Origin of the sequence: Burkholderia sp. RF2-non_BP3, from assembly GCF_001522185.1 — a bacterium.
Taxonomy (GTDB): domain Bacteria; phylum Pseudomonadota; class Gammaproteobacteria; order Burkholderiales; family Burkholderiaceae; genus Burkholderia; species Burkholderia diffusa.
The window spans coordinates 101,682-126,040 of sequence record NZ_LOSU01000067.1; the positions used below are offsets into that span (position 1 = coordinate 101,682).

Below are 24,359 nucleotides of genomic sequence, written 5' to 3' on the forward strand. Positions count from 1 at the left end.
TCGCGGACACTACCGAAGTGTCGTGCCCACGATATCGATTCGGAGGCGCGTTCGCGGGCCTGAGGCAACGCTTACTGCTTGATCGACGCCATGTCGATCACGAACCGGTACTTCACGTCGCTCTTCAGCATCCGCTCGTAAGCGGCATTGATCTGCTGCATCGGAATCGTTTCGATATCCGACGTGATGCCGTGCTCCGCGCAGAAGTCGAGCATTTCCTGCGTCTCCGCGATCCCGCCGATCAGCGAACCCGCGAGGCGGCGGCGCTTGAAGATCAGGTTGAACACCTGCGGCGACGGATGGTCGTGCTCCGGCGCGCCGACGAGCGTCATCGTGCCGTCGCGCTTCAGCAGGTGCAGGAACGGGTTCAGGTCGTGCTGCGCGGCGACCGTGTTCAGGATGAAGTCGAAGCTGTTCAGGTGCGCGTTCATCTGCGCGTCGTCCTTCGAGATCACCACTTCATGCGCGCCGACGCGCTTGCCGTCCTCGACCTTCGACGGCGACGTCGTGAACAGCACGACGTGCGCGCCCATCGCGCGCGCGAGCTTCACGCCCATGTGGCCAAGCCCGCCGAGGCCGACGATCCCGACCTTCTTGCCGGGGCCGACGTTCCACTGGCGCAGCGGCGAATAGGTCGTGATCCCCGCGCACAGCAGCGGCGCGGCGCCGGCCGGGTCGAGCGTCTCGGGCACGCGCAGCACGAATGCCTCGTCGACCACGAGCTGCGTCGAATAGCCGCCGTACGTGACGTCGCCGGTCACGCGGTCCTGGCCGTTGTACGTGCCGACGAAGCCGTTTTCGCAATACTGCTCGAGGCCTTCCGCGCAGCTCGGGCAGGTGCGGCACGAGTCGACGAGACAGCCGACGCCGACCAGCTCGCCGACCTTGAAGCGCGATACCTGCGGGCCGGTCGCGGTCACGCGGCCGACGATTTCATGGCCCGGCACGACCGGGTAGATCGTGTTGCGCCATTCGTTGCGGGCCTGGTGCAGGTCCGAGTGGCAGACGCCGCAGTAGAGCACCTCGATCTGGACGTCGAGGTCGCGCAGCGCGCGGCGCTGGAATTCGAACGGGGCGAGCGGCGACTGCGCGTCGGTCGCCGCGTAAGCGTAGGTTGTGCTCATGCAGGGGCTCCTTGTCCGGGAAAACGTCCGGCGAATCAGACTGCCGCCGCATCATGTGGCGACGCGGCGAGACAGGTGCCCATCGTAAGGAGCGAGCCGCGTCGGCGAAATACACGAAGGTCTCGAAGATTTGCCTATTCCTCTCGAATTACACGCGAACGGCCGTCAAAATGCTTTCACGGTGCTACATTGCAAGCCTGATTCTCTTGCCGGACAGGACGACGCCGATGAGCTTCCAGCCCCTTTTCGACGACGCGGGCGACCGTGTGCGGCGCCGCATGATCGAGCTGCATGCGCGCCTCGCGCCGAACGACGGCGATACGCAGGCGGCGCTCGACGGCGTGCGCTTCTTTCGCGTGAGCCGCCCCGTGCCGCGCATGCCGGTGCTGTACGAGCCGAGCATCATCGTCGTGTGCCAGGGCCGCAAGCTCGGCTATCTCGGCGACCGCTCGTTCGTCTACGACGCGCAGCAGTATCTCGTGCTGTCGGTGCCGCTGCCGTTCGAATGCGAGACCTTCGCGAGCATGGACGAGCCGTTTCTCGCGATCTCGATCCGCGTCGATCTCGCGGTGATCGCCGAGCTCGCGATCCTCCTCGACGAGACGCTCGGTGCGGCGGTCAGCGAGCCGCACGGCGTCTATTCGACGCCGCTCGATGCGCCGCTCGCCGACGCGGTGGTGCGGCTGCTCGAAGCGCTCGCGTCGCCGCACGACACGCGCGTGCTCGGGCCGGCGATCATGCGCGAGATCGCGTACCGCGTGCTGACGGGCGCGCAGGGCGACGCGATTCGCGCGGCGCTCGTCCAGCAACATCATTTCGGCCGCATCGCGAAGGCGCTGCGGCGCATTCATGCGGACCTGAAGGCCGATCTCGACGTCGAGACGCTCGCGCGCGAGGCCGGGATGAGCCTCGCGGTGTTCCACGCGCAGTTCAAGCACGTGACGGCGACGTCGCCGATGCAGTACGTGAAGGCCGCGCGCCTGCACCAGGCGCGGTTGATGATGGTGCAGGACGGCCTCGGGGCCGGTGCCGCCGCGGCGCGGGTGGGATATGCGAGCGCGTCGCAGTTCAGCCGCGAGTTCAAGCGGCTGTTCGGCCGCAGCCCCGGAGACGACGTGCGCTGGATGCGCGAAAGCGGCACCAGGCCCGTCGAGTCGGAAGTCGGCGCGTAGCGCCCGGCCTCATGTGCCGGCGATGCGCGGCGGGGAAACTGCCGGGGAAGCCGCCGGATGCCGCGCTCAGCGCCGCACGATCTTGCGCCGCTGCGCGCTGATGCCCGCGTAGTCGGGCAGCGTGTCGACCCGTTTGCCGACGGCCTTCGCATACAGCGGCATCAGGTCCGGCAGGCGGTTCAGCAGATCCTGCCGCCGCGTGGCGCTGTACGGATGCGTGTAGATGAAGCCCGACGTCCTGTTCGCGCGCGTCGCCGCCGCGAGCTTGTCCCACAGCGTGATCGCCGCGCGCGGATCGAAGCCCGCGCGGGCGGCAATGTCGCCGCCGATCACGTCGGCTTCGGTTTCGTCGGTCGGGTCGTAGCGCAGCGTCTGCAGACGCGCGCCGAGATTCAGCGCCTGCGGCAGCGGATCGCCGACGCCGAACAGCGGCGGCAGCGAGGCCGCGCGCAGCGACGTTTGCGACGTCGTGCTGAAATTGCTGCGTGCGTGTTCGCGCAGCGCATGCGCGATGCCGTGCGCGAGCAGCACGCCGAACTCGTCGTCGTTCAGGCGGACGCGATCGAGCAGTCCGCCGTACACGAGCACCTTGCCGCCCGGCAGGCACGTGACGCGGATGTCGCGCGAGCGGATCGCGTTGACGTCCCATGTCCAGGTCTTCACGCGATCGTTCCACTTCACCGAATACGGCGCGAGCTTCGTGACGATCGCGCGCAGCCGCTTCACGCGCGGCTGGTTCGCGGGCAGCAGGCGGTCGCTGTCGGCGGCAGCCTGCACGATCTGCGCGTATTCGCTCGCGGTGAGTTGTTCGAGCAGCGGCGACGGGATCAGCGTGCGGAACGCGATCGCGTTGCCGTAGCGCACCTGCTGCGACGTCGGGGCATAGGCCTTCGCGGGCACGGCGGCGCCGGTCGGCTGCGCGGCTTCGGCGGCGGATTGCGCACCGGCAGCGGCGGGCGTGGCGGGTGTGGACGGTGCAGCCGGCGCGGTGGCGGGCGCGGCCGCACTCGTGTCGGCTGCCTGTGCGCTTCCCGCCGCGCTGCACGCCGCGATGCCGACGCTCAGCGCGGCGGCGACGCGTGCCGCGCGATGCAGTCGATCATTGCGCACGGCTGGCCTCGCCGTTGCGCGCGGTGCCGTTCCACGGCGCGATCTTGAACAGCAGCAGCATGCCGGGGATCGCGAGCGCGGTGCACACGATGAAGTAGTCGAACCAGCCGATCTTCGCGACGATGAAGCCGCTCGCGGCCGATGCGAGCGTGCGCGGCACGGACGCGAGGCTCGTGAACAGCGCGAACTGCGTGGCCGTGTAGCGCGGGTCGGTCGTGCTCGCGATATACGCGACGAACGCGGCCATCGTCAGGCCGGTGGTGAACGTTTCGGCGGCGTAGACGAGCGCGAGCGCGACCGTCATCGGGCTCAGATGCGGCGTGACCTCGAAGCCGAAGATCGACAGGAACGACGCGAGCGCGTGACTTGCCGCGACCGTGAAGTCGTAAATCACCGCGAGCACCGGCGAGCCGGGGCCGACCTGTGCGAGCCACGCGAAGCCGAGCGTCGACACCATCTGCAGCGCGCCGAAGATCCACAGCCCGCGGCCGATGCCGATCTTCACGAGCCAGATGCCGCCGATGATGCCGCCGGCGACGCTCGCGACGAGCGCGGTGGTTTTCGCGACGATGCCGATTTCGGTGCGCGAGAAGCCGATGTCGAGGAAGAACGACGTCGACAGCGTGGTCGCCATCGTGTCGCCGATCTTGAACAGGAAGATGAACGCGATGACGAGCAGCGCGCCGCTCCAGCCGTCGCGCTGGATGAATTCGCGGAACGGCAGCACGATCGCGTCGCGCAGGTTGCGCGGCGGCGCGCCGACCACCTCGGGCTCGCGCACGAGCAGCGTCATCAGGATGCCCGGCAGCATGAATGCGCCGGTGATCGCGAACACGACGTCCCACGGCATGTGGTCGGACAGGATCAGCGCCAGCGAGCCGGGGATCAGCGCGGCGAGCTTGTACGCGTTCACGTGCACGGCGTTGCCGAGGCCCTGCTCGGTGTCGCGCAGCAGTTCGCGGCGATACGCGTCGATCACGATGTCGGAGCTTGCGCCGAAGAACGCGACGAGCGTCGTGAGCGCAGCGACCGTCCAGATCGAGTCGCGCGGCGACACGAAGCCGAGCGCGGCGATCGCGCCGGCGACCAGCACCTGCGTGAGCAGCATCCAGCCGCGCCGGCGGCCGGGCCGCCAGCCGGGCAGGCGCGGGATGAAGCGGTCCATCAGCGGCGCCCACAGGAACTTCCACGTATACGGGAACTGGATCAGCGCGAACAGGCCGATTTCCTTCAGGTTCACGCCTTCGGAGCGCAGCCATGCCTGCACGAGGTAGACGAGCGTGAACAGGGGCAGCCCCGACGTGAAGCCGAGGAACACGCAGATCAGCATGTGCGTGTTCAGATAGGCGCGCCAGCCGGGATGATCCTCGTGAGCAGTGAGTGCGGGCGCCTCGTGTGGCGTTTTGGACATGGACGGAAACCGGGTAGCGTTGACTTGATTGCGGCGGCAGCGCAGGCGGCGCGGGCGGCGCAGGAGGGGCGGCCGCACGCGGGTGCGGGCCGGATCATCCGTCAACGGCTCCCCGGCTCAGCTGCGCTTGACGCGGTAGACAGCAAGACTACCACGCCAGTTCGCTCCCCATCGAATCGGCTGGCCTTCGTGCAGCACGATGCGGTCGAGGATCGTGACGCCGACTTCGGGCGCGAGCGCCTCGAAATCCTTGATCGTCAGCACCCGGACGTTCGGCGTGTTGTGCCACTGGTAAGGCAGCGACTTCGACACCGGCATCCGGCCGCGCAGCACCGACAGCCGGTGCGCCCAGTAGCCGAAATTCGGGAACGACACGATGCATTCGCGTCCGACACGCGCGGTTTCGCGCAGGATCGCGGCCGTCTGGTGGATCGTCTGCAGCGTTTGCGACAGGATCGCGAAATCGAAGCTGTGATCCTCGAACAGGCGCAGGCCGTCCTCGAGGTTCTGCTGGATCACGTTGATCCCGTTCTTCGCGCTCGCGAGCACGCCCGCGTCGTTCAGTTCGATCCCGTAGCCGGACACGTCCAGTTCCTCGGACAGCAGCGACAGCAGCGAGCCGTCGCCGCAGCCGAGATCGAGCACGGTCGCGCGCGGTTCGACCCAGCGGGCGATCGCACGGAAGTCCGCGCGTGCGGACAGGGAGTTCAGCGCTTGCTGGTTCATGCACCCACCTCGTTGGCGATTCGTTCGTAATACGCGCGGAGCAGGTTGTGGTAGCGCGCGTCGTCGAGCAGGAACGCGTCGTGGCCGTGCGGCGCGTCGATCTCCGCGTAGCTGACCGTGCGCTTGTTGTCGAGCAGCGCCTTCACGATCTCGCGCGACCGCGCGGGCGCGAAGCGCCAGTCGGTCGAGAAGCTCGCGATCAGGTACTTCGCCTGCGTGTGCGCGAGCGCGGCCGTCAGGTTGCCGTCGAACGCCTTCGCCGGGTCGAAGTAGTCGAGCGCGCGCGTGATCAGCAGATAGGTGTTCGCGTCGAAGTAGTCGGCGAACTTGTCGCCCTGGTAGCGCAGGTACGACTCGACCTCGAATTCGACGTCGAAGCTGAAGTTGTACGCGTCGAGCGCGCCGTCCGCGCGGCGCAGCGCACGGCCGAATTTCTCGGCCATGTCGTCGTCGGAAAGATACGTGATGTGGCCGATCATCCGCGCGACGCGCAGGCCCCGCTTCGGCTTCACGCCGTGCGCGTAGTAGTCGCCGCCGTGGAAGTCGGGATCGGACAGGATCGCCGAGCGCGCGACCTCGTTGAACGCTATGTTCTGCGCGGACAGCTTCGGCGTCGATGCGATGTCGATACAGTGGGCGACGCGGTCCGGATACATCAGGCTCCATGCGAGCGCCTGCATCCCGCCGAGGCTGCCGCCCATCACGGCGGCGAAGCGCTCGATGCCGAACGCGTCGGCGACGCGCGCCTGCGCATGCACCCAGTCCTCGACGGTGACGACCGGAAAGCGCGCGCCATACGGCTTGCCGGACGACGGATCGATGCTCATCGGGCCGGTCGAGCCGAAGCACGAGCCGAGGTTGTTCACGCCGATCACGAAGAAGCGGTTGGTGTCGAGCGGCTTGCCCGGGCCGACCATGTTGTCCCACCAGCCGGTGCTGCGCGGGTCGTCCGCATAGATGCCGGCGACGTGGTGCGACGCGTTGAGCGCGTGGCAGACGAGCACCGCGTTCGAGCGCGCGGCGTTGAGCTCGCCGTACGTCTCGACGACGAGCTGATAGTTGCCGATCACGCTGCCGCTTTGCAAGCGCAGCGGTTCGGCGAAGTGCATGGTCTGTGGAGCGACGATGCCGATCGATTCCATTCGTTCCGCCTTATGACTGGGCGGCTAAACGGTGTCGGCGATGCGCGGAGGCGAAGGTGCGCGGCTGACGACCTCTTTAGCCGCATTTATAGTGAACCGCCGGGACGAAGACGCATCAAGGCCCTGGTCGGTTCGCGCGCCCGCAATCGAGTCAGCAAATCGGCGCGCTTCCGACCTGCCGCCAAGGAGGCGGCAGGTCGGAGGAGTATAGCGGAATTCCGCGGAGCGCGGATTTCGCGGGCCGGCTGCCCCGGCTACTGCAGGATCAGCCGCAAATGCGCATCGGCCTGTTCGCCGGGCGGCCTCTGGAACCCGCCTTTCGCGAACCGGTGCCACTTGCCGATCACGTAGCTGACGAGCAGGCTCGCGCGCGCGGCGGGATCGTAATCGGCCGGCAGCACGAACGGCGCGGCGCCATCGGGCGCCTGCGCCTCGGTACGCGCGACCCGCAGGCACTGCTTGACGGTCGCCTCGATTCGGTCGAGCAACTGGTTCACGCGCTCGGTGAGCCGCTCGTCCTCGCCGACCAGCGCCTCGCCCGTCAGCACGCGCGTCATGCCCGGATTCTTCGCGGCGAAATTGAGCATCGTCAGCGCGATCGTGCGCGCCTGCTGCACGCCGTTCGGCTCCTTTGCGACGATCTGGTTGACCAGCCCGAACAGCGCCTGCTCGATGAACTCGATCAGGCCTTCGTACATCTTCGCCTTGCTGGTGAAATGCCGGTACAGCGCGGCTTCCGACACGTCGAGGCGGGCCGCGAGCGCAGCCGTCGTGATCTTTTCGGGCTTCGGCGCCTCGAGCATCGCGGCGAGCGTCTGCAGGATCATCACGCGGCGCTCGCCCGGTTTCGGGCGCGCGCGGGACGGTGTGGCCCGGTCTTCCGTTACGGCTTGGTCCTGCGGGTAAGTCGGCTGCATTTCTGTCGCCCCGATCGTGTGCCCAGTCGGAGCGATTTTAACGAACGAATGCGCTGGTCGACATATTGGGGGCGGCCGATGTTCGGCAGATGGCCCGGCAGGTGCCCGGTGATCCACACCGTGCCGATGCCGAGGCGCTTGTAGCGCTTCAGGTGGCTGCGGGTATCTTCGACGAGGATCGCGTCTTCGAACCGCGCATGCGCGGCGCGCAAAATCCGGCGCAGCATCGTGTGGTCGGGCTTCGCGCGCCATGTGCGACGGTCGCGCATGTGCTCGATCGCGATCACGCGCTCGAACAGCCGCTCGATGCGCAACTCGCGCAACACCGCGCGCGCGTAGTTCTCGGGCGCGTTGGTCAGCACGAACTTGCGGCCCGGCAGCGCGGCGACGATGCGCGCGAGGCCGCGCTCGGCGCGCAGCATCGCGGGCAGGTCGGAAAACGTGTGGACGACGCGCAGGAAGTCGTGCGGATCGATCGGGTGATGGCGCGCGAGGCCGAGGAGCGCGGCGCCGTAGCGCTGCGTGTAGCCGGTGCGCAGCCGGTCGGCTTCGGCTCGCCCGACGTGGAGCGTGTCGACGATGTACTGCGTCATCGCGCGGTTGATCTCCGGAAAGATCGCGTGCGATGCGTGATGGAGCGTGTTGTCGAGATCGAACAGCCAGACGGGCGCGCCGGCGCGCGGCCGGCTGCGGGAGATGCGCCGGCGTCGCAGCGACGCCGGCAGGTCGGGGCCGGTGGTTGTGCGGCGCGTGCTCAATGCGAGCGGATCATCGTGCCGAACGGCTGCTCGGTCAGGATTTCGAGCAGCACCGAGTGCTCGATGCGGCCGTCGACGATGTGCACCGACTTCACGCCGCTCTTCGCGGCGTCGAGCGCCGACGAGATCTTCGGCAGCATGCCGCCCGAGATCGTGCCGTCCGCGAACAGCGCGTCGATCTCGCGCGCCGACAGATCGGTCAGCAGGTTGCCGTCCTTGTCCATCACGCCGGGGATGTTGGTCATCATCAGCAGCTTCTCGGCGTTCAGCACCGTCGCGAGCTTGCCCGCGACGAGGTCCGCGTTGATGTTGTACGACAGGCCGTCCTCGCCGAAACCGATCGGCGAGATCACCGGGATGAACGCGTCGTCCTGCAGTGCCTTCACGACCGCCGGGTTGATCGCCTCGACTTCGCCGACCTGGCCGATGTCGATGTACTGGCCCGGGTTGTCGCGGTCCGGCATCAGCAGCTTGCGTGCGTGGATCAGGCCGCCGTCCTTGCCCGTCAGGCCCACCGCATGGCCGCCGAAGTGATTGATCAGCATCACGATGTCCTGCTGGACTTCGCCGCCCAGCACCCATTCGACGACTTCCATCGTCTCTTCGTCGGTCACGCGCATGCCCTGGATGAAGGTGCCGGCCTTGCCGATCTTCTTCAGCGCGTGATCGATCTGCGGCCCGCCGCCGTGGACGATCACCGGATTGATGCCGACCAGTTTCAGCAGGATCACGTCGCGCGCGAAGCCTTGCTTGAGCCGCTCTTCCGTCATCGCGTTGCCGCCGTATTTGATCACCACGGTCTTGCCGTGGTAACGGCGGATGTACGGCAGCGCCTCGGCGAGGATTTCTGCCTTCAGCGTGGGGGCGATCTGCGAGAGGTCGATGGGCTCGGACATGGCGGCGGCTCTGGCTGGGAACGGTTGAAACAGGGCGAATTGTACAGGAGTGGCGCAGCGCAGCATCGGGTTTTTGGGCTGGCCGGACGGCCGATCGCGCGGGCCAGTCGCCACGCGCGGCGGCCCGCCGGCCATGGTGCCGGACCCCGCGCGGGGCCCCCGCGGCGGCGCCGTGGACAGCGCGACTCGACCCGCGTTGGCGGCCCGCATCGGCCGATCGGCCGACGTACAAAATCCGCCCGCCGCGCTATGCTTGTCGCGTAGGGTGACTTCATGCCCGCTTCCGCGTTTCCGCCATGACCGATACCGCCGCCGACGCCCGTTCGACTCCGCGCCGTGCGCGTTGCCCGCACTGCGGGCGCGGCTTCGACTGCGGCGCCCGCACGCAGCCGTTCGACTGCTGGTGCGCGTCGATGCCGACCCTGTCCGGCGGCGCGCCGCCGGCGCCCGGTACGCGCTGCCGCTGCCCGGAGTGCCTCGCCGACGAGATCGCCCAGCGCATGGCACGCGCGGCCGGCTGACGGCGCAGGCCCGTGCAATCCGGCTCGACGCCGGCTCGCCCGGTGTTCCGTCCGTCCTCACTGATCCGGCCCCCGGTAGAGGTGCCGGGCGCTAAACGGGTAAACTGCTCGGATGCAACGAATTACCACCACCGGGCGCGTCAACCTCAGTCACCTGTTCTGGCTGCGCAATCTCGCGATCATCGGCCAGCTCGTGACGATCGGCGTCGTGCAGACCTATTTCGGCGTGCATCTGCCGTTGCCGGCGATGCTGATGGTCATCGCGCTCGAAATCGTTTTCAACGCGCTGACCTGGGTGCGCGTGCTGCGCGCGCGGCCCGAGACCAATTTCGAACTGCTCGGCCAGCTGTGGGTCGACCTCGGCGCGTTGTCGGCGCTGCTGTTCCTGTCGGGCGGCACGACCAACCCGTTCGTGTCGCTGTACCTGCCGTCGCTCGCGATCGCGGCGGCCGTGCTGCCGTGGCACCTGATGATCTGGCTCGCGGCGTTCGCGGTCGCGTGCTACGCGGCGCTTGGCTTCGATTCGGTGCCGCTCAACATGGACAATCCGGCGAACCTGTTCGACTACTACCGCACGGGGATGTGGGCGAACTTCATGGTCAGCGTCGGCCTGATCGCATGGTTCGTCGCGCGCATGTCGAACGCGTTGCGCCAGCGCGATGCGGCGCTCGGCGAAGCGCAGGCGCACCTGCTGCGCGACGAGCGGGCGGTCGCGCTCGGCGTGCAGGCCGCCACCGTCGCGCACGAGATGGGGACGCCGCTGTCGACGATCGCAATGCTTGCGGAGGAGCTGCGCGACGCGGCCCGCGCCGATCCGGGGCTCGCGCGCTACGAGGCCGACCTGAAGGTGCTGGAAGAACAGATGACGCTCTGCACGTCGGCGCTTGCGCGCCTGCGCAGCCGGGCGAGCGCGCCGGCGAGCCGCCAGCCGGTGGACGACTGGCTCGACACGTTCGTCGAGCACTGGCGCCTGCGGCATCCGCACGTGCAGTTCGAACTGCTCGGCGCGCGCCCGTCGGGCGTCGGACTCGACGACACCGTCGCGGCCGGCCAGATCCTGACGATCCTGCTCGACAACGCCGCGCGGGCGAGCCCGCACCGCGTGACGCTGGCCGCGAAGCTCGCGCACCACGAGCGGGCTGCGGACCAGATCGAATTCGAGGTATGCGACGACGGCCCCGGCATTCCGGCCGCGTTGCGCGAATCGCTCGGCTCGATGCCGGTCGACAGCACGCAGGGCGGGCACGGGGTCGGCCTGTACCTTGCGTTCAGCGCGGCCGTGCGTCTCGGCGGCGAGATCGAGCTGTCCGATGTCACGCCGCGCGCGACGGGCGGCAACGGGCGCGCCGGTGGCGGCGCGAACGGGCACGCGGCAGCTGCGTCGGGCCAGCGCGCGACCGAACGAGCGGCGACCCCGCCGGACGGCCGCCCGGCCGGCACCCCCGGCCGCGGCACGCGCGCGGTGCTGCGCCTGCCGGTGGCGCGAATCGCGGTGCCGGCCGCCTCAACCAACACGTAGACGGAGAAACCACATGAGCGAGAACAATTTCCTGGTGATCGACGACAACGAGGTGTTCGCGGGCACGCTCGCGCGCGGCCTCGAGCGCCGCGGCTACGCGGTCCAGCAGGCGCACGACAAGGAGGCGGCGCTGCGGCTGGCGGCCGGCGGCAAGTTCCAGTTCATCACCGTCGACCTGCATCTCGGCGACGATTCGGGCCTGAGCCTGATCGCGCCGCTGTGCGACCTGCAGCCCGACGCGCGGATTCTCGTGCTGACCGGCTACGCGAGCATCGCGACCGCCGTGCAGGCGGTGAAGGAAGGCGCCGACAACTATCTGGCGAAGCCGGCGAACATCGAGTCGATCCTGGCAGCTCTGCAGACCAACGCGAGCGAAGTGCAGGCCGACGAGGCGCTCGAGAATCCGGTCGTGCTGTCGGTCGACCGGCTCGAATGGGAGCACATCCAGCGCGTGCTGGCGGAGAACAACAACAACATCTCGGCGACCGCGCGCGCGCTGAACATGCACCGCCGCACGCTGCAGCGCAAGCTCGCGAAGAAGCCGGTGCGGCAGTAAAGGGGCGCGGCGGCATCGGCCGGACGCACCAACGAAAACGGGCGGCCCGCCGGGCCGCCCGTTTCGCATTCGACGCCGCGCGCGTTACAGCACGTAGCGCGACAGGTCTTCGTCCTGCGACACTTCGCCGAGCGCGCGATCGACGTACTTCGCGTCGATCGTCACGCGCTCGCCGGCGTGGTTGCCGGCCGAGAACGACACTTCCTCGAGCAACTTCTCGATCACCGTGTACAGCCGGCGCGCACCGATGTTCTCGGTCTTCTCGTTGACCGCGTACGCGATCTCGGCGAGGCGGCGGATGCCGTCTTCGGCGAACTCGAGCTGCACGTCTTCGGTGGCGAGCAGCGCCTGGTACTGCTTGACGAGGCTCGCGTCGGTCGCGACGAGGATCGCCTCGAAATCCTTCACCGACAGCGAGTCGAGCTCCACGCGGATCGGAAAGCGGCCCTGCAGTTCGGGAATCAGGTCGCTCGGCTTCGCGAGATGGAACGCGCCGCTCGCGATGAACAGGATGTGATCGGTCTTCACCATCCCGTACTTCGTGTTGACCGTCGTGCCCTCGACGAGCGGCAGCAGGTCGCGCTGCACGCCCTGGCGCGACACTTCGCCGCCGCTGCCTTCGTTGTTGCGCGACGTGATCTTGTCGATCTCGTCGAGGAACACGATGCCGTTCTGCTCGACGTTCTGCACGGCCTTCGTCTTCACTTCCTCGTCGTTGAGCATCTTCGCCGCTTCCTCGTCGGTCAGCAGCTTCAGCGCTTCCTTGATCTTCACTTTGCGGCGCTGCTTCTTGCCGCTGCCGAGGTTCGAGAACATCGAGCGGATCTGCTCGGTCATCTCTTCCATCCCCGGCGGCGCCATGATGTCCATGCCGGCCGACGGCTGCTCGAGGTCGAGCTCGACTTCCTTGTCGTCGAGCTGGCCTTCGCGCAGGCGCTTGCGGAAGGTCTGGCGCGTGGCGTTGTTGTCGTCGTTCGCGTTATCCGCGTTGCCGCCGAAGCCCACCGCGCGCGGTTGCGGCAGCAGGATGTCGAGGATGCGGTCTTCCGCCTGGTCGGTCGCCTTGCTGCGCACCTTGCGCATCTCGGATTCACGCGTCTGCTTGACCGAGATCTCGATCAGGTCGCGCACGATGCTGTCGACGTCGCGGCCGACGTAGCCGACTTCGGTGAACTTGGTCGCTTCGATCTTGATGAACGGCGCGTCGGCGAGCTTCGCGAGGCGGCGCGCGATTTCGGTCTTGCCGACGCCCGTCGGCCCGATCATCAAAATGTTCTTCGGCGTGATTTCCTGGCGCAGCGGGTCGGCGACCTGCTGGCGGCGCCAGCGATTGCGCAGCGCGACGGCCACTGCCTTCTTCGCCTTGTCCTGGCCGATGATGTGCTTGTCGAGTTCCGAGACGATCTCGGCAGGGGTCATGGTGCTCATGGTGCGGTCCTTACTCGATCGTTTCGATGATGCGGTTGTGGTTCGTGTAGATGCACATGTCGCCGGCGATCTCGAGCGATTTCTCGACGATCTCGCGCGGGGACAGCTCGGTGTTCTCCGCGAGCGCGCGGGCCGCGGCCTGCGCATAGGCGCCACCCGAGCCGATCGCGCAGATGCCGCCTTCCGGGTCGAGCACGTCGCCGTTGCCGGTGATCACGAGCGTGGTGGTCGCATCGGCCGTGATCAGCATCGCCTCGAGGCGGCGCAGCATCCGGTCGGTGCGCCAGTCCTTCGCGAGCTCGACGGCCGCGCGGGTCAGGTTGCCCTGGTGCTTCTCGAGCTTCGCCTCGAAGCGATCGAGCAGCGAGAACGCATCGGCGGTGCCGCCCGCGAATCCGACCAGTACCTGGTTGTTGTAGATCCGCCGCACTTTCCGCGCGCCACCCTTCATGACGATGTTGCCGAGGGTTACCTGGCCGTCGCCGCCGAGCGCGACCTTGTCGCCGCGCCGGACCGAAACGATGGTCGTGCCGTGAAATTGCTCCATCTGCGTTCCTTGAGAAAAACGGGGAAGAGTCGGGCGGCGCGGGGCGCCGCCGCTTGAATCGCAGTGCGCCGGGGAGCGGCCCGGCGCGCGTCCGTTTCATTTTAGGGCGGGCGCCGGGATATCAAGAGGGGGAGGCAAATCGGCCGGCGGGCCGGGAACCGGTGCCGGAAAAACAAAAAGCGCGCGGCAGGCCGCGCGCTTTCGGGAAGCAGCGTGTCAGAGCGGAACGCCGCTCGATCAGTCGCCGAACAGCTTCTGGCGCAGCTCGCGGCGCTCTTGCGCCTCGAGCGACAGCGTGGCCGTCGGGCGCGCGAGCAGGCGCGGGATGCCGATCGGCTCGCCGGTTTCCTCGCACCAGCCGTAATCGCCGGAATCGATGCGGGCGAGCGACTGCTGAACCTTCTTGAGGAGCTTGCGTTCGCGATCGCGCGTGCGCAGCTCGAGCGCGTGCTCTTCCTCGATCGTCGCGCGGTCGGCGGGATCGGGGACGATCACCGTCTCGCGCAGGTTCTCGGTCGTCTGGCCTGCGTTCTTGAGGATGTCCGCCTGCAACTGTTCGAGCCGATTTTTGAAGAAGGCGAGCTGATCCTCATTCATGTAATCCTTGTCGCTCATCTTCAGGATTTCGGCTTCGGTCAAGAGTTTCTTCGTCATCTGCTTGCTTCTTCAATGTGCGGCAAATCAGGAGATAGTGCCTGCACTTTGGGATTACCCGCAACTGCGCTTGCAATCATTTGCGATTTGCCGCCGCGGGGCCGAAAGCCTCTGGAAAACCGGTTCTCAAATACCAGGATAGGCCTGGCGCGGAGTTGCGCGCGCTGCGAACCGGTGTGCTGCGCGGCACATTGCATCGGCCGCGGCCGAGAGGCGGATTGGCGATCCGGCGCGGTTGCGATGCCCGGAAAACTGGTTCAGCAAGAACCGGGCCTGTTTGTTGCCGTACTCCAGCGGGCACGTATTGTAACTGAATCGCAAGCGGGCGCCGTATCGGGTCGATCCCCGTCGGCTGCGCCAATATCTAGAAAATATAACGCGCAAATCGCGAAAAAGCGATGACGGCGAAACCCTGCCCGGAAAAGGCACCGCGCAAGCGCCGCGGCCGCCCCGGAAGGCGGCCGCATGGAAGGCGCGCAACGCCGGCCCGAAGGCTCAGGCGAGGCAGGCGTCGAGGCCGTCGGTGATCAGGTCCTGCGGCAGGTCGACGCCGATGAACACCATCTTGTTGGTCTTCTTCTCGACTGGCAGCCACTTCGCGGCGAGGTCGCTGCCCATCATCTGGTGCACGCCCTGGAACACGACCTTGCGGTCGACGCCCTTCATGTACAGCACGCCCTTGTAGCGCAGCATCCGTTCGCCGTAGATCTGCAGGATGCCGCCGAGGAAGTCTTCCAGCTTGTTCGGGTCGAACGGGCGGTCGTTGCGATACACGAACGACTTGATCTTGTCGTCGTGGTGCGCGTGGTGGTGATGGCCGTGGTCGTGATCGTGCGCGCATTGACCGTGATCGTGGTCGCAATGCGCGTGATCGTGATCATGGTCGTGATCGTGGTGATGGTGCGCGTGGTCGTCCTCGGCGAGGAAGTCCGGGTCGATCTCGAGCTTCGCGTTCAGGTTGAAGCCGCGCAGGTCGAAGATTTCCTTGATGTCGGCATCGCCGAAGTTCACGATCTTGATCGTCGCCTTCGGGTTCATGTGCATCAGGCGGTGCTTGAGCGCCGCGACGGTCTGGTCGTCGACCAGGTCCGATTTCGTGACGAACAGGCGATCGGCGAAGCCGACCTGGCGCTGCACCACTTCGTGTTCGTCGAGTTGCGCGTCCGCATGCTTCGCGTCGACGAGCGTGATGACCGCGTCGAGCAGGAAATCGTCGGCGATCTCGCTGTCGATGAAGAAGGTCTGCGCGACGGGGCCCGGGTTCGCGAGGCCGGTCGTCTCGATCACGATGCGGTCGAAGTCGAGCTTGCCTTCGCGCTTCTTCGCGGCCAGATCGCCGAGCGCGCGCGCGAGGTCGCCGCGGATCGTGCAGCAGATGCAGCCGTTGCTCATCTGGATGATCTGCTCGTTCGTGTCTTGCACGAGGATCTCGTTGTCGATGTTCTCTTCGCCGAACTCGTTCTCGATCACGGCGATCTTCATGCCGTGCTGTTCGTTCAGGATGCGCTTGAGCAGCGTCGTCTTGCCGCTGCCGAGGAAGCCGGTGAGGATGGTGACGGGAGTGGCCATGTCGGTCGCCTGTGGTTCGTGAATCGGGGTCAAAACCAGGATGTGTGCGTCGCGCCGTCGACTCGCGAGCCGGGGCGCACAACCATCCATTGAAACATACCTGTCAAGCCCTCGCCCGTCGTCCGGACGACAGGCTCGAGCGCGGAGCCGCCAGCGGGGCGGCCGGGCGGACGCGGGTGTGCGCGTAGATCGGGGCGGTCACACGATTTGCAACAGCAGGCCCTTCAGATATTCGCCTTCCGGGAACGCGGCGAGCAGCGGGTGATCGACGCCCGCGCCGAGCCGCTTCAGGATCCGCGCGTCGACCTTCGCGTCGGCGGCCGCGCCCGCGACGATCCTCTGGAACAGGTCCATGTCGATCGCGCCCGAGCACGAATACGTGAACAGCAGGCCGCCCGGGCGCAGCAGCCTGAAGCCGCTCAGGTTGATGTCCTTGTAGGCGCGTGAGGCGCGGTCGACGCTGTCGCGGGTCGGCGCGAACTTCGGCGGATCGAGCACGATCAGGTCGAAGCGCTCGCCTTCGTCGACGAGGCGGCGCAGCGTCTTGAACGCATCCGCGTCGAGCCAGGTCGCGCGCCCGGCATCGAAGCCGTTCGCGACGACGTTCTGCTGCGCGAGCGCGAGCGCGTCGCCCGACGAGTCGATCGACACGACACGGTTCGCGCCGCCCTTGAGCGCCGCGAGCGAGAAGCCGCCCGTGTAGCAGAAGCAGTTGAGCACGTCGCGGCCGGCCGCGTATTGCGCGACGAGCGCGCGGTTGTCGCGCTGGTCGACGTAGAAGCCTGTCTTGTGGCCGTTCGGCACGTCGACGTGATAACGCACGCCGTTTTCGTTCGCGATCAGCGTCGCGGGCGGCGCGTCGCCGGCGAGCACGCCGGTCGTCTGCGCGAGCCCTTCCTTGTCGCGGATCGACACGTCCGAGCGTTCGTACACGTTCGGGCAGCCGGTCGCGCCGCTGAGCGCCGCGACGATCGCGTCCTTCCACGCCTCGACGCCCGCGGCCATGAACTGGCACACGAGCTGGCCGCGCGGCGCGGCGCCCGGCTCGGCCGTGTCCGCGACGTAGTAGTCGACGATCAGCCCCGGCAGCCCGTCGGCTTCGCCGAACACGAGCCGCACCGCGCCCGTGCCCGACACCATCGTCGTGCGGTGCGCGACCGCGCGCTGCACGCGGCGCTTGAAGAACGCGTGATCGATCGGCTCGTTCTCGTCGAAGCTCCACACGCGCACGCGGATCTGCGACTGCGGGCTGTACGCGCCGCGCGCGAGGAAGCGGCCGTCGTGCGCACGCACGATCACGGTCGCGCCGGGCGCAGGCGTGCCGTCGACGCGGTCGATCGCATTGGCATAGATCCACGGATGCCGGCGCAACAGCGATTTTTCCTTGGACGGTCTGAGTGTGACGGTTTGCATGATCGGATCGAAAGGAGCCGCGGACGGCGCCGGCCGTGGCCGGCCGCCATGCGCGGCGGGGAGGGCGGGGGCGCGCGTCAGTCGCGCTTCTTCGCGCGCGGATGTGCGCTGTCGTAAATTTTCGCGAGATGCTGGAAGTCGAGCGACGTGTAGACCTGCGTCGCGGCGACGCTCGCGTGGCCCAGCAGTTCCTGCACCGCGCGCAGGTCGCCGCTCGACTGCAGCACGTGCGTCGCGAACGAATGGCGCAGCACGTGCGGGTGGACGTTGGCGGGGATGCCCGCGGCCAGCGCCGCGCGCTTCACGCGGTCGCGCACGACGCCCGGCGCCATCCGGTTGCCGCGCACGGACACGAACAGCGGATGCGGATCGTGCTTCACGAATTCGCCGCGTACCGCGAGCCACGCGTTCAGCGCCTCGATCGCCTTGCGGCCGACCGGCACCTTGCGTTCCTTGTTGCCCTTGCCGCGCACGGTGACTTCGGCTTCGGCGAGATCGAGCCAGCCGGCCGAGCGGTAACCGTCCGCCTGCGTGTACATGACGTCGAGGCCGACCAGTTCGGCGAGGCGCAGCCCGGACGAATAGAACAGCTCGAGGATCGCGTGATCGCGGATGCCTTCGGTCGTGCCGGCGAGCGGCGCGTCCATCAATGCCGATGCGTCGTCGACCGACAGCGCCTTCGGCAGGGTCTTCGGTCGCTTCGGCGCACGCACCGCGGCAACGGGGTTCGCGGGCATCTCGATGCGCTGCGCGAGCCAGCGGTAGAACGCACGCCATGCCGACAGCCGGTGCGCGATCGAGCGCGCGGACAGCCCGCCCGCATGCGCGCGCGCGACCGCGCCGCGCATGTCGGCGGCCGTCAGCGCGTCGAGCGGGCGGCCGGCGGCGAGCTTCTTCAGTTCGTCGAGTTCGTGCGTGTACGCGCGCAGCGTGTGTTCCGACAGCTGCCTGACGTGCTTCAGGTTCGACAGGTAGGCGGCGATCGGATCGTCGGTCATGGGCGCGGGATCAGTGCGGCAGCAGGCGCGTGAGCGCGGCGCTCGCGAGCGTCGCGATCTGCGCGAGGAAGTCGGTCGCCATCCCGTCGTGGAAGCGGCGCGGATCGGGCGAGCCGAGCACCAGCAGGCCGAACGCGGGGGCGTCGGTGCCGCCGAGCGGCGCGCGCAACGCGAGCAGCGCGACCGAGGTGGCCGCGCCGTCGCCGGCCGGCGCGGCTTCGGCGCCTTCCGCCGCATTCACGGCCGGCGCCGCGAGCGCGGGCGCGAGCCACTGGGCCGCTTCGAATCCGGTGTTCGCGCCGCAGTACGGCGTCGACAGCCCGTTCGTGAACAGGCGCACTTCCTCGCCGACCTGGCGCGCGAAATCGGCTTGCGCGTAAGTGTCGGCGACGTCCCACACGCGCAGCGCGGTCTGCGGCACGTCGAACACGTCGGCGATGCCTTCGGCGATCGTGCGCGGCAGCGCGTACGGATCGCGTTCCGCGATCACGCGCGCGGTCCAGCGGCTGAACTTCGCGGACAGGCTGTCGTTCTCGTGGCCGTAGCGCACGAGCTCGGCGAGCCGGCGCTCGAGATGCTTGTTCTTGTCGCGCAGCATCTCCATCTGCCGCTCCTGCAGCGAGATCGCGGCCTTGCCGTGCGGGTTCGCGAGACGGATCGCCGCGAGCAGTTCCGCGTGTTGCGCGAAGAATTCGGGATTGGCGAGCAGGTAGTCGGCGACTTCGCGATCGTTCATGTGGCTGGAGCGTTCAGTTATCAGGACGTTGAAGGGTCAGACGTTCAGGTCGATCTCGCCTTCGAACACGGTCGCGGCGGGCCCGGCCATCATCAGCGCGGCGGTTTCGTCGCGCGCGCCGTCCCAGCTGATCGTCAGCGTGCCGCCGTGCGTGTGCACGGTCACCGGCGAATCGAGCAGGCCGCGCCGGATGCCGGCCGCCACCGCCGCGCACGCGCCGGTGCCGCACGCGAGCGTCTCGCCCGCGCCGCGCTCGTACACGCGCAGCTTCACTTCGTTGCGCGACACGATCTGCATGAAGCCGGCGTTCACGCGCTGCGGAAAGCGGGCGTGAAGCTCGATCAACGGGCCTTCGTCGAGCACCGGATACGCTTCGGCGTCGTCGACGACCTGCACCGCGTGCGGGTTGCCCATCGACACCGTCGAGATCCAGCGCGTGCGGCCGCCGACGTCGAGCGGCCACAGCGTGTCGTTGCCTTCGGTCCGGCCGTCGAGCCCCGAGGCGTCGAACGGCACCTGCGCCGGTGCGAACACGGGCGCGCCCATGTCGACGACGACTTCGCCGTCGTCCTGCATCGTCAACGTGATCAGGCCCTTCATCACCTGCACGCGCACGCTGCGCTTGTCGGTCAGGCCGCGGTCGCTGACGAACTTCACGAAGCAGCGCGCGCCGTTGCCGCAATGTTCGACTTCGCCGCCGTCGCAATTGAAGATCCGGTACTTGAAGTCCGCGCCGTCGACGGTCGGTTTCTCGACGAGCAGCAACTGGTCGGCGCCGATGCCGAAGTGTCGGTTGGCGAGCGCGCGCACCTGCGCCTCGGTGAGCGGCGGCAGCGCGCGCGAATAGCTGTCGAGCACGACGAAGTCGTTGCCCGCGCCGTGCATCTTGGTGAACGAGAGTTTCACTGGGTCCGGAATTCCATGGCGAACAGGGCGGTCGGCACGGCGGACGCGGCGTGCCGCCAGGGCGGGCGGCGTCGTTCGTCGTGCTGATCTCAACCGCAAATGATACATGCAGCCGACAGGGGCGTCCTGCGCGGGCGGGGCGTCATTCGGATGGCCGGGCGAGGAAAACGGCGGGAGGGCGGATCCGTGGCTCGCGCAGCAGTCGGCCCGCGATTTTCTGGCAGGCGCGCCGAAGGCGGCACGGGTGCGGGCGCGCATCCGACGGCGCGCCCGCGGGTTCGGCTCAGTAGAGGCTCGGCTCGCCGGGCGGGCGCGTCTTGAAGCGCTTGTGCACCCAGTAATACTGCTCCGGCATCAGCGGAATCTGCTCCTCGAGGAATTCGTTCATCCGCCGCGCGTCGAGATCGTCGTCGCCGGTCGGGTAGTTGTCCCACGGCTTGAACACCTTCAGCCGGTATCCCTTGTAGTTCGGCAGCACCTCGCCGATGAACGGCACGACCTGCGCGCGGCCCGTCTTCGCGAGCCGGCCGACGGCCGTCAACGTGCACGCCGGCACGCCGAAGAAGGGTACGAACGTCGAATTGCGCAGGCCATAGTCCATGTCGGCGCCGAGCATCACCGGCTTGCGGTCGCGCAGCCAGCGCAGCACGACGCGCGCGCTGTCCGCGCGGCCGACCATCTCGGCGTCGAAACGCCCGCGGGCCTGCTTCGCCTCTTCCTCGAGCACGGCGTTCGAGAACGGCTGGTACAGCGACCCGCAGCGGCGCTGCAGCGAACGGTTCAGCCAGATCGAGCCGGCTTCGATGCCGACGAAATGCAGGCCCAGGAACAGCGTCGGGGGCAGATCCGGATCGGTGAGATCGACCGCGCTGTCGACCTGGATCAGCTTCGCGAGCTTGCGCTCGGAGCCGAACCACTGGACGCTGCGCTCGACGTAACTGCGGATCGCGTGGCGGAAGTGCTGGCCCGCCACTTCCTCGCGCCGTTCGTCGCTCCAGTCGGGGAAGCAGAGTTTCAGATTGGTATGTACGATGCGCTTTCGCCGGCTGGGAATCTGGTACAGCAGCCAGCCGAGGCCGTCGCCGAACCGTGCGGTCAAGCCGTACGGCAGCAGGGCGAGCAGCTTCAGCAAGCCGATGGCGAGGTGCGTGCCGAGGCGGCCTAGCATGCGGAATCTCCGTGGGGCCGGCTGGCCGGCACGTTGCGAACAGGGGGATAGGACAGCGGACGATGCAGCACGGGTGGCGCTCTGTGACAATTCACGAAAGCCGCTATAATACGGGCTTCGCCGAGTTAACTGACAACTTGCGGGGCGAAGCCGGCTGGCGCGAAGCGCGCTGCCCGGTCCTGGTAATCCGCTAAAGCGTCGCCGCTTCAGGCCCAACGAAGCTGGCTACGTGAAACCAACCGTAACCACACAGGAGCCTGAAAAAGTGGCAAACGATTATCTCTTCACGTCCGAATCCGTCTCCGAAGGCCATCCGGACAAGGTCGCGGACCAAATCTCGGACGCGATTCTCGACGCCATCCTCGAGCAGGACAAATATTCGCGCGTTGCAGCCGAAACGCTGTGCAACACGGGTCTCGTCGTCCTGGCCGGTGAAATCACCACGACGGCCAACATCGACTACATCCAGATCGCGCGCGACACCATCAAGCGCATCGGCTACGACAACACCGACTACGGCATCGACTACAAGGGTTGCGCGGTGCTCGTCGCGTACGACAAGCAGTCGCCGGACATCGCGCAGGGCGTCGACCGCGCGCATGACGACAACCTCGATCAAGGCGCGGGCGACCAGGGCCTGATGTTCGGTTACGCATGCGACGAAACGCCGGAACTGATGCCGCTGCCGATCCACCTGTCGCACCGTCTCGTCGAGCGCCAGGCGAGCCTGCGCCGCGACGGCCGCCTGCAGTGGCTGCGCCCGGACGCGAAGTCGCAGGTGACGATCCGCTACGTCGACGGCAAGCCCGATTCGATCGACACCGTCGTGCTGTCGACGCAGCACGCACCGGACATCGAACTGCCGGCGCTGCGCGAAGCCGTGATCGAGGAAATCATCAAGCCGACGCTGCCGGCCGACCTGATCAAGGGCGACATCAAGTTCCTGGTGAACCCGACCGGCCGGTTCGTGATCGGCGGTCCGCAGGGCGACTGCGGCCTGACGGGCCGCAAGATCATCGTCGATACCTACGGCGGTGCCGCACCGCACGGCGGCGGCGCGTTCTCGGGCAAGGATCCGTCGAAGGTCGACCGTTCGGCAGCGTATGCCGGCCGTTACGTCGCGAAGAACATCGTCGCGGCAGGCCTCGCATCGCGCGCGCTGATCCAGGTGTCGTACGCGATCGGCGTCGCCGAGCCGACCTCGGTGATGGTCAACACGTTCGGCACGGGCCGCGTGTCGGATGCGGTGATCACGAAGCTCGTGCGCGAGCATTTCGACCTGCGTCCGAAGGGCATCATCAAGATGCTCGACCTGCTGCGCCCGATCTACGAGAAGACGGCAGCTTACGGCCACTTCGGCCGCGAAGAGCCGGAATTCTCGTGGGAAGCGACCGACAAGGCGCTCGCACTGGCCGAAGCGGCCGGCGTCGAGCCGACGGCACGCGTCGCGTAAGCGTCGTCCGCCCGAAACGAAAAACCCCGGCATGCCGGGGTTTTTTTTATGCACGTCGATCGCCGTCGGGATGACGGCGTCGCGGCGATCGTGGCGGGCGCTGCCCGCCGGCGCGGCTTCAGCGCGCGCTGAAGCCGAACCAGCCGTTGCTGGCCGCGAGGCGGCGCGGGCGGTTGATGCGGCGCTGCGGGCCCAGCGTGCGGCGCAGCGCGAGCGCGCGCAGCGACGACGGTTTCTGCAGCAGCGAGCGCAGGCCGGCGCGGCGTGCGAACGCCTGCGCGCTCATCATCGAGAAGAACGCGTGGAACCAGGCACGGATGCCGTCCAGCCGGCTGTGCGCGTGCGTGCGCTCGGCGAGCGCCTGCGTGCGTGCGCGGTGATGGCGCAGCGGGCGGGCGGGAGCGGACGGCGCGACGCGTTTCGCAGTGCGGTTGAGACGGGAAGTCAGACGGAATGGCATGTGAACGATGCTTCGCTTGTATGAATGGCGCCCTTGAAAAGCGCACTGGTATGAACGGCCTCGGAAGGCGCAACGGATCTTATCGAAAGTCGTTGCGCGCCGCGCCCGCCAGAATTGACAGGCCGCGACAGGCTACAAGGGATTCATGACGTGCAAAAGTCGCGATAAACCCTTGTGCCGCAAGCGTGTGGCTGCATACCGCCTGTCGCTGAGGCTCGCGCCGCGCCGCACAGTTCCCTTGCGCCAGATCAAATCGACGATTGGCATGCCCCTGCGTACGACAATGGCGCTGTTCGCGGCATCCGGCGCCGATTTACAATCGTCACATTCACACGATAAACGTCTGGCATCCCATGTCGTCTTCATTGCAGTCGGAATCGATCCGCGCGCAAGTCGCGGAATTGCGCGAACGCGGCTTCGTCGTCGCGCGCGGCCTCGTCGACGAGGCGCAGTGCGCGGCGCTCAAGCAAATCGCGGCGCGCCAGTTGCAGGAAGCGGCGGAGCCGATCGAGTTCGAGGCGGATTTGCGCTACCCGGGCGCGCCCGAATCGAAGCATGCGCCGGGCGGGCACACGGTGCGTCGGCTGCTGGATGCCTACACGCGCGATCCGGCGTTCGCCGCGCGCGCGATCGCGCCCGAAATCGGCGCGTGGATGCGCGAGTACTTCGGCGAGCAGCCGGTGCTGTCGCGCGCGCATCACAACTGCATGATGACGAAGCACCCCGCGTACGGCAGCCTGACGGGCTGGCATCGCGACTTCCGCTATTGGTCGTTCGAACGCGCGGACATGGTGTCGGTGTGGCTCGCGCTCGGGCCGGAAACGAATGAAAACGGTGCGCTCTGGCTCGTGCCGGGTTCGCATACGGCCGAATTCGGGCCGGAAGCATTCGACGACGCGAAATTCTTCCGCAGCGACTTGCCGGAAAACCGCAAGATGATCGACGCGGCAACCTGCCCGTCGCTCCAGACGGGCGACGTCGTGTTCTTCCACTGCAACACGCTGCATTCGGCGGGGCAGAACCGTTCCGACCAGGTGAAGTTCTCGCTCGTCTATACGTACCACGGCGTGAGCAACCGGCCGATGCCGGGCACGCGTTCGGCGGCGAAGCCGGAAGTGCAGTTCTAACGGCGGTTCGGGCGGCGACGCAGCCGCGCCGGTTGTCCGATGCGGCGC

Annotated in this window: 24 protein-coding genes; 6 read left to right on the forward strand and 18 right to left on the reverse strand. The window is 67.6% G+C overall.

The window, feature by feature from the left end; all coding sequences use genetic code 11:
* Positions 1-71 precede the first annotated feature (71 nt).
* Positions 72-1,124 carry an NAD(P)-dependent alcohol dehydrogenase gene (locus WS45_RS30170; RefSeq protein ID WP_059691926.1) on the reverse strand — a complete coding sequence of 351 codons (1,053 nt, stop codon included), beginning with the start codon at positions 1,122-1,124 and terminating at the stop codon, positions 72-74.
* Between the two features lie 227 nt (positions 1,125-1,351).
* On the opposite strand from WS45_RS30170, the gene WS45_RS30175 reads away from it, so the two are divergent.
* Positions 1,352-2,296 (forward strand): AraC family transcriptional regulator, encoded by a 945-nt coding sequence (locus WS45_RS30175; protein ID WP_059534954.1) that lies wholly within the window; start codon positions 1,352-1,354, stop codon positions 2,294-2,296.
* Positions 2,297-2,362: 66 nt separating this feature from the next.
* On the opposite strand, the gene WS45_RS30180 is transcribed toward WS45_RS30175, so the two are convergent.
* The 7 genes from WS45_RS30180 to argB form a co-directional block, all read right to left on the reverse strand.
* Positions 2,363-3,406 (reverse strand): M48 family metallopeptidase, encoded by a 1,044-nt coding sequence (locus tag WS45_RS30180; protein ID WP_059534955.1) that lies wholly within the window; start codon positions 3,404-3,406, stop codon positions 2,363-2,365.
* The gene (locus WS45_RS30185; RefSeq protein ID WP_059534957.1) at positions 3,396-4,817 is read right to left on the reverse strand and encodes an AmpG family muropeptide MFS transporter; all 1,422 of its coding nucleotides are present in this window, start codon (positions 4,815-4,817) and stop codon (positions 3,396-3,398) included. Before WS45_RS30185 ends, WS45_RS30180 begins: the two co-directional genes overlap by 11 nt.
* A gap of 117 nt (positions 4,818-4,934) precedes the next feature.
* On the reverse strand, positions 4,935-5,543 hold the full coding sequence (gene metW, locus WS45_RS30190; protein WP_044847830.1) for a methionine biosynthesis protein MetW: 609 nt from the start codon (positions 5,541-5,543) through the stop codon (positions 4,935-4,937).
* Positions 5,540-6,685 (reverse strand): homoserine O-succinyltransferase MetX, encoded by a 1,146-nt coding sequence (metX, locus tag WS45_RS30195; protein ID WP_059534960.1) that lies wholly within the window; start codon positions 6,683-6,685, stop codon positions 5,540-5,542. The genes metW and metX overlap by 4 nt, the downstream gene beginning before the upstream one ends.
* A gap of 254 nt (positions 6,686-6,939) precedes the next feature.
* Positions 6,940-7,602: a nucleoid occlusion factor SlmA gene (gene slmA, locus WS45_RS30200; RefSeq protein ID WP_059534962.1), complete on the reverse strand. Its 663-nt coding sequence runs from the start codon at positions 7,600-7,602 to the stop codon at positions 6,940-6,942.
* Complete coding sequence (locus tag WS45_RS30205; RefSeq protein ID WP_059703132.1) at positions 7,569-8,360, reverse strand: pyrimidine 5'-nucleotidase; 792 nt, start codon at positions 8,358-8,360, stop codon at positions 7,569-7,571. The genes slmA and WS45_RS30205 overlap by 34 nt, the downstream gene beginning before the upstream one ends.
* Positions 8,357-9,256 (reverse strand): acetylglutamate kinase, encoded by a 900-nt coding sequence (gene argB, locus WS45_RS30210; RefSeq protein ID WP_059534964.1) that lies wholly within the window; start codon positions 9,254-9,256, stop codon positions 8,357-8,359. Before argB ends, WS45_RS30205 begins: the two co-directional genes overlap by 4 nt.
* A 296-nt stretch (positions 9,257-9,552) precedes the next feature.
* Between argB and WS45_RS30215 the strand changes: the two genes are divergently transcribed.
* From WS45_RS30215 to WS45_RS30225, 3 genes are all read left to right on the forward strand, one after another.
* Entirely contained in the window at positions 9,553-9,777 is a 225-nt protein-coding gene (locus WS45_RS30215; RefSeq protein WP_059691929.1) for a cysteine-rich CWC family protein, read from the forward strand.
* Between the two features lie 112 nt (positions 9,778-9,889).
* On the forward strand, positions 9,890-11,296 hold the full coding sequence (locus tag WS45_RS30220; protein ID WP_059703134.1) for an ATP-binding protein: 1,407 nt from the start codon (positions 9,890-9,892) through the stop codon (positions 11,294-11,296).
* 13 nt (positions 11,297-11,309) lie between these two features.
* Positions 11,310-11,852, forward strand: a complete 543-nt coding sequence (locus tag WS45_RS30225; RefSeq protein WP_044847841.1) for a response regulator transcription factor — start codon at positions 11,310-11,312, stop codon at positions 11,850-11,852.
* 84 nt (positions 11,853-11,936) lie between these two features.
* Here the strand turns inward: WS45_RS30225 and hslU are convergent, their stop codons facing one another.
* The 9 genes from hslU to lpxL form a co-directional block, all read right to left on the reverse strand.
* Entirely contained in the window at positions 11,937-13,280 is a 1,344-nt protein-coding gene (gene hslU, locus WS45_RS30230; RefSeq protein ID WP_059703136.1) for an ATP-dependent protease ATPase subunit HslU, read from the reverse strand.
* 10 nt (positions 13,281-13,290) lie between these two features.
* Positions 13,291-13,827, reverse strand: a complete 537-nt coding sequence (hslV, locus tag WS45_RS30235) for an ATP-dependent protease subunit HslV (RefSeq protein ID WP_006760749.1) — start codon at positions 13,825-13,827, stop codon at positions 13,291-13,293.
* A gap of 237 nt (positions 13,828-14,064) precedes the next feature.
* Positions 14,065-14,481: an RNA polymerase-binding protein DksA gene (gene dksA / locus WS45_RS30240; protein ID WP_006477498.1), complete on the reverse strand. Its 417-nt coding sequence runs from the start codon at positions 14,479-14,481 to the stop codon at positions 14,065-14,067.
* A gap of 495 nt (positions 14,482-14,976) precedes the next feature.
* On the reverse strand, positions 14,977-16,050 hold the full coding sequence (locus WS45_RS30245; RefSeq protein WP_059691931.1) for a CobW family GTP-binding protein: 1,074 nt from the start codon (positions 16,048-16,050) through the stop codon (positions 14,977-14,979).
* 198 nt (positions 16,051-16,248) lie between these two features.
* A complete protein-coding gene (locus WS45_RS30250) occupies positions 16,249-17,463 on the reverse strand; it encodes a class I SAM-dependent rRNA methyltransferase (protein WP_059703138.1) in 1,215 nt (404 codons plus the stop codon).
* Positions 17,464-17,540: 77 nt separating this feature from the next.
* Entirely contained in the window at positions 17,541-18,461 is a 921-nt protein-coding gene (gene xerC / locus WS45_RS30255) for a tyrosine recombinase XerC (protein ID WP_059534976.1), read from the reverse strand.
* 10 nt (positions 18,462-18,471) lie between these two features.
* Entirely contained in the window at positions 18,472-19,197 is a 726-nt protein-coding gene (locus WS45_RS30260; protein ID WP_059703140.1) for a DUF484 family protein, read from the reverse strand.
* 36 nt (positions 19,198-19,233) lie between these two features.
* A complete protein-coding gene (gene dapF, locus WS45_RS30265) occupies positions 19,234-20,103 on the reverse strand; it encodes a diaminopimelate epimerase (RefSeq protein ID WP_059534980.1) in 870 nt (289 codons plus the stop codon).
* Between the two features lie 283 nt (positions 20,104-20,386).
* On the reverse strand, positions 20,387-21,271 hold the full coding sequence (gene lpxL, locus WS45_RS30270) for a lauroyl acyltransferase LpxL (protein WP_059534982.1): 885 nt from the start codon (positions 21,269-21,271) through the stop codon (positions 20,387-20,389).
* A gap of 265 nt (positions 21,272-21,536) precedes the next feature.
* Between lpxL and metK the strand changes: the two genes are divergently transcribed.
* Positions 21,537-22,724 (forward strand): methionine adenosyltransferase, encoded by a 1,188-nt coding sequence (gene metK / locus WS45_RS30275; protein ID WP_043184698.1) that lies wholly within the window; start codon positions 21,537-21,539, stop codon positions 22,722-22,724.
* Positions 22,725-22,842: 118 nt separating this feature from the next.
* Here the strand turns inward: metK and WS45_RS30280 are convergent, their stop codons facing one another.
* The gene (locus tag WS45_RS30280; RefSeq protein ID WP_059534984.1) at positions 22,843-23,184 is read right to left on the reverse strand and encodes a hypothetical protein; all 342 of its coding nucleotides are present in this window, start codon (positions 23,182-23,184) and stop codon (positions 22,843-22,845) included.
* Positions 23,185-23,537: 353 nt separating this feature from the next.
* Here WS45_RS30280 and WS45_RS30285 point away from each other — a divergent pair, with 353 nt between their 5' ends.
* Entirely contained in the window at positions 23,538-24,311 is a 774-nt protein-coding gene (locus WS45_RS30285) for a phytanoyl-CoA dioxygenase family protein (protein ID WP_059534986.1), read from the forward strand.
* The last annotated feature ends 48 nt before the right edge of the window (positions 24,312-24,359 follow it).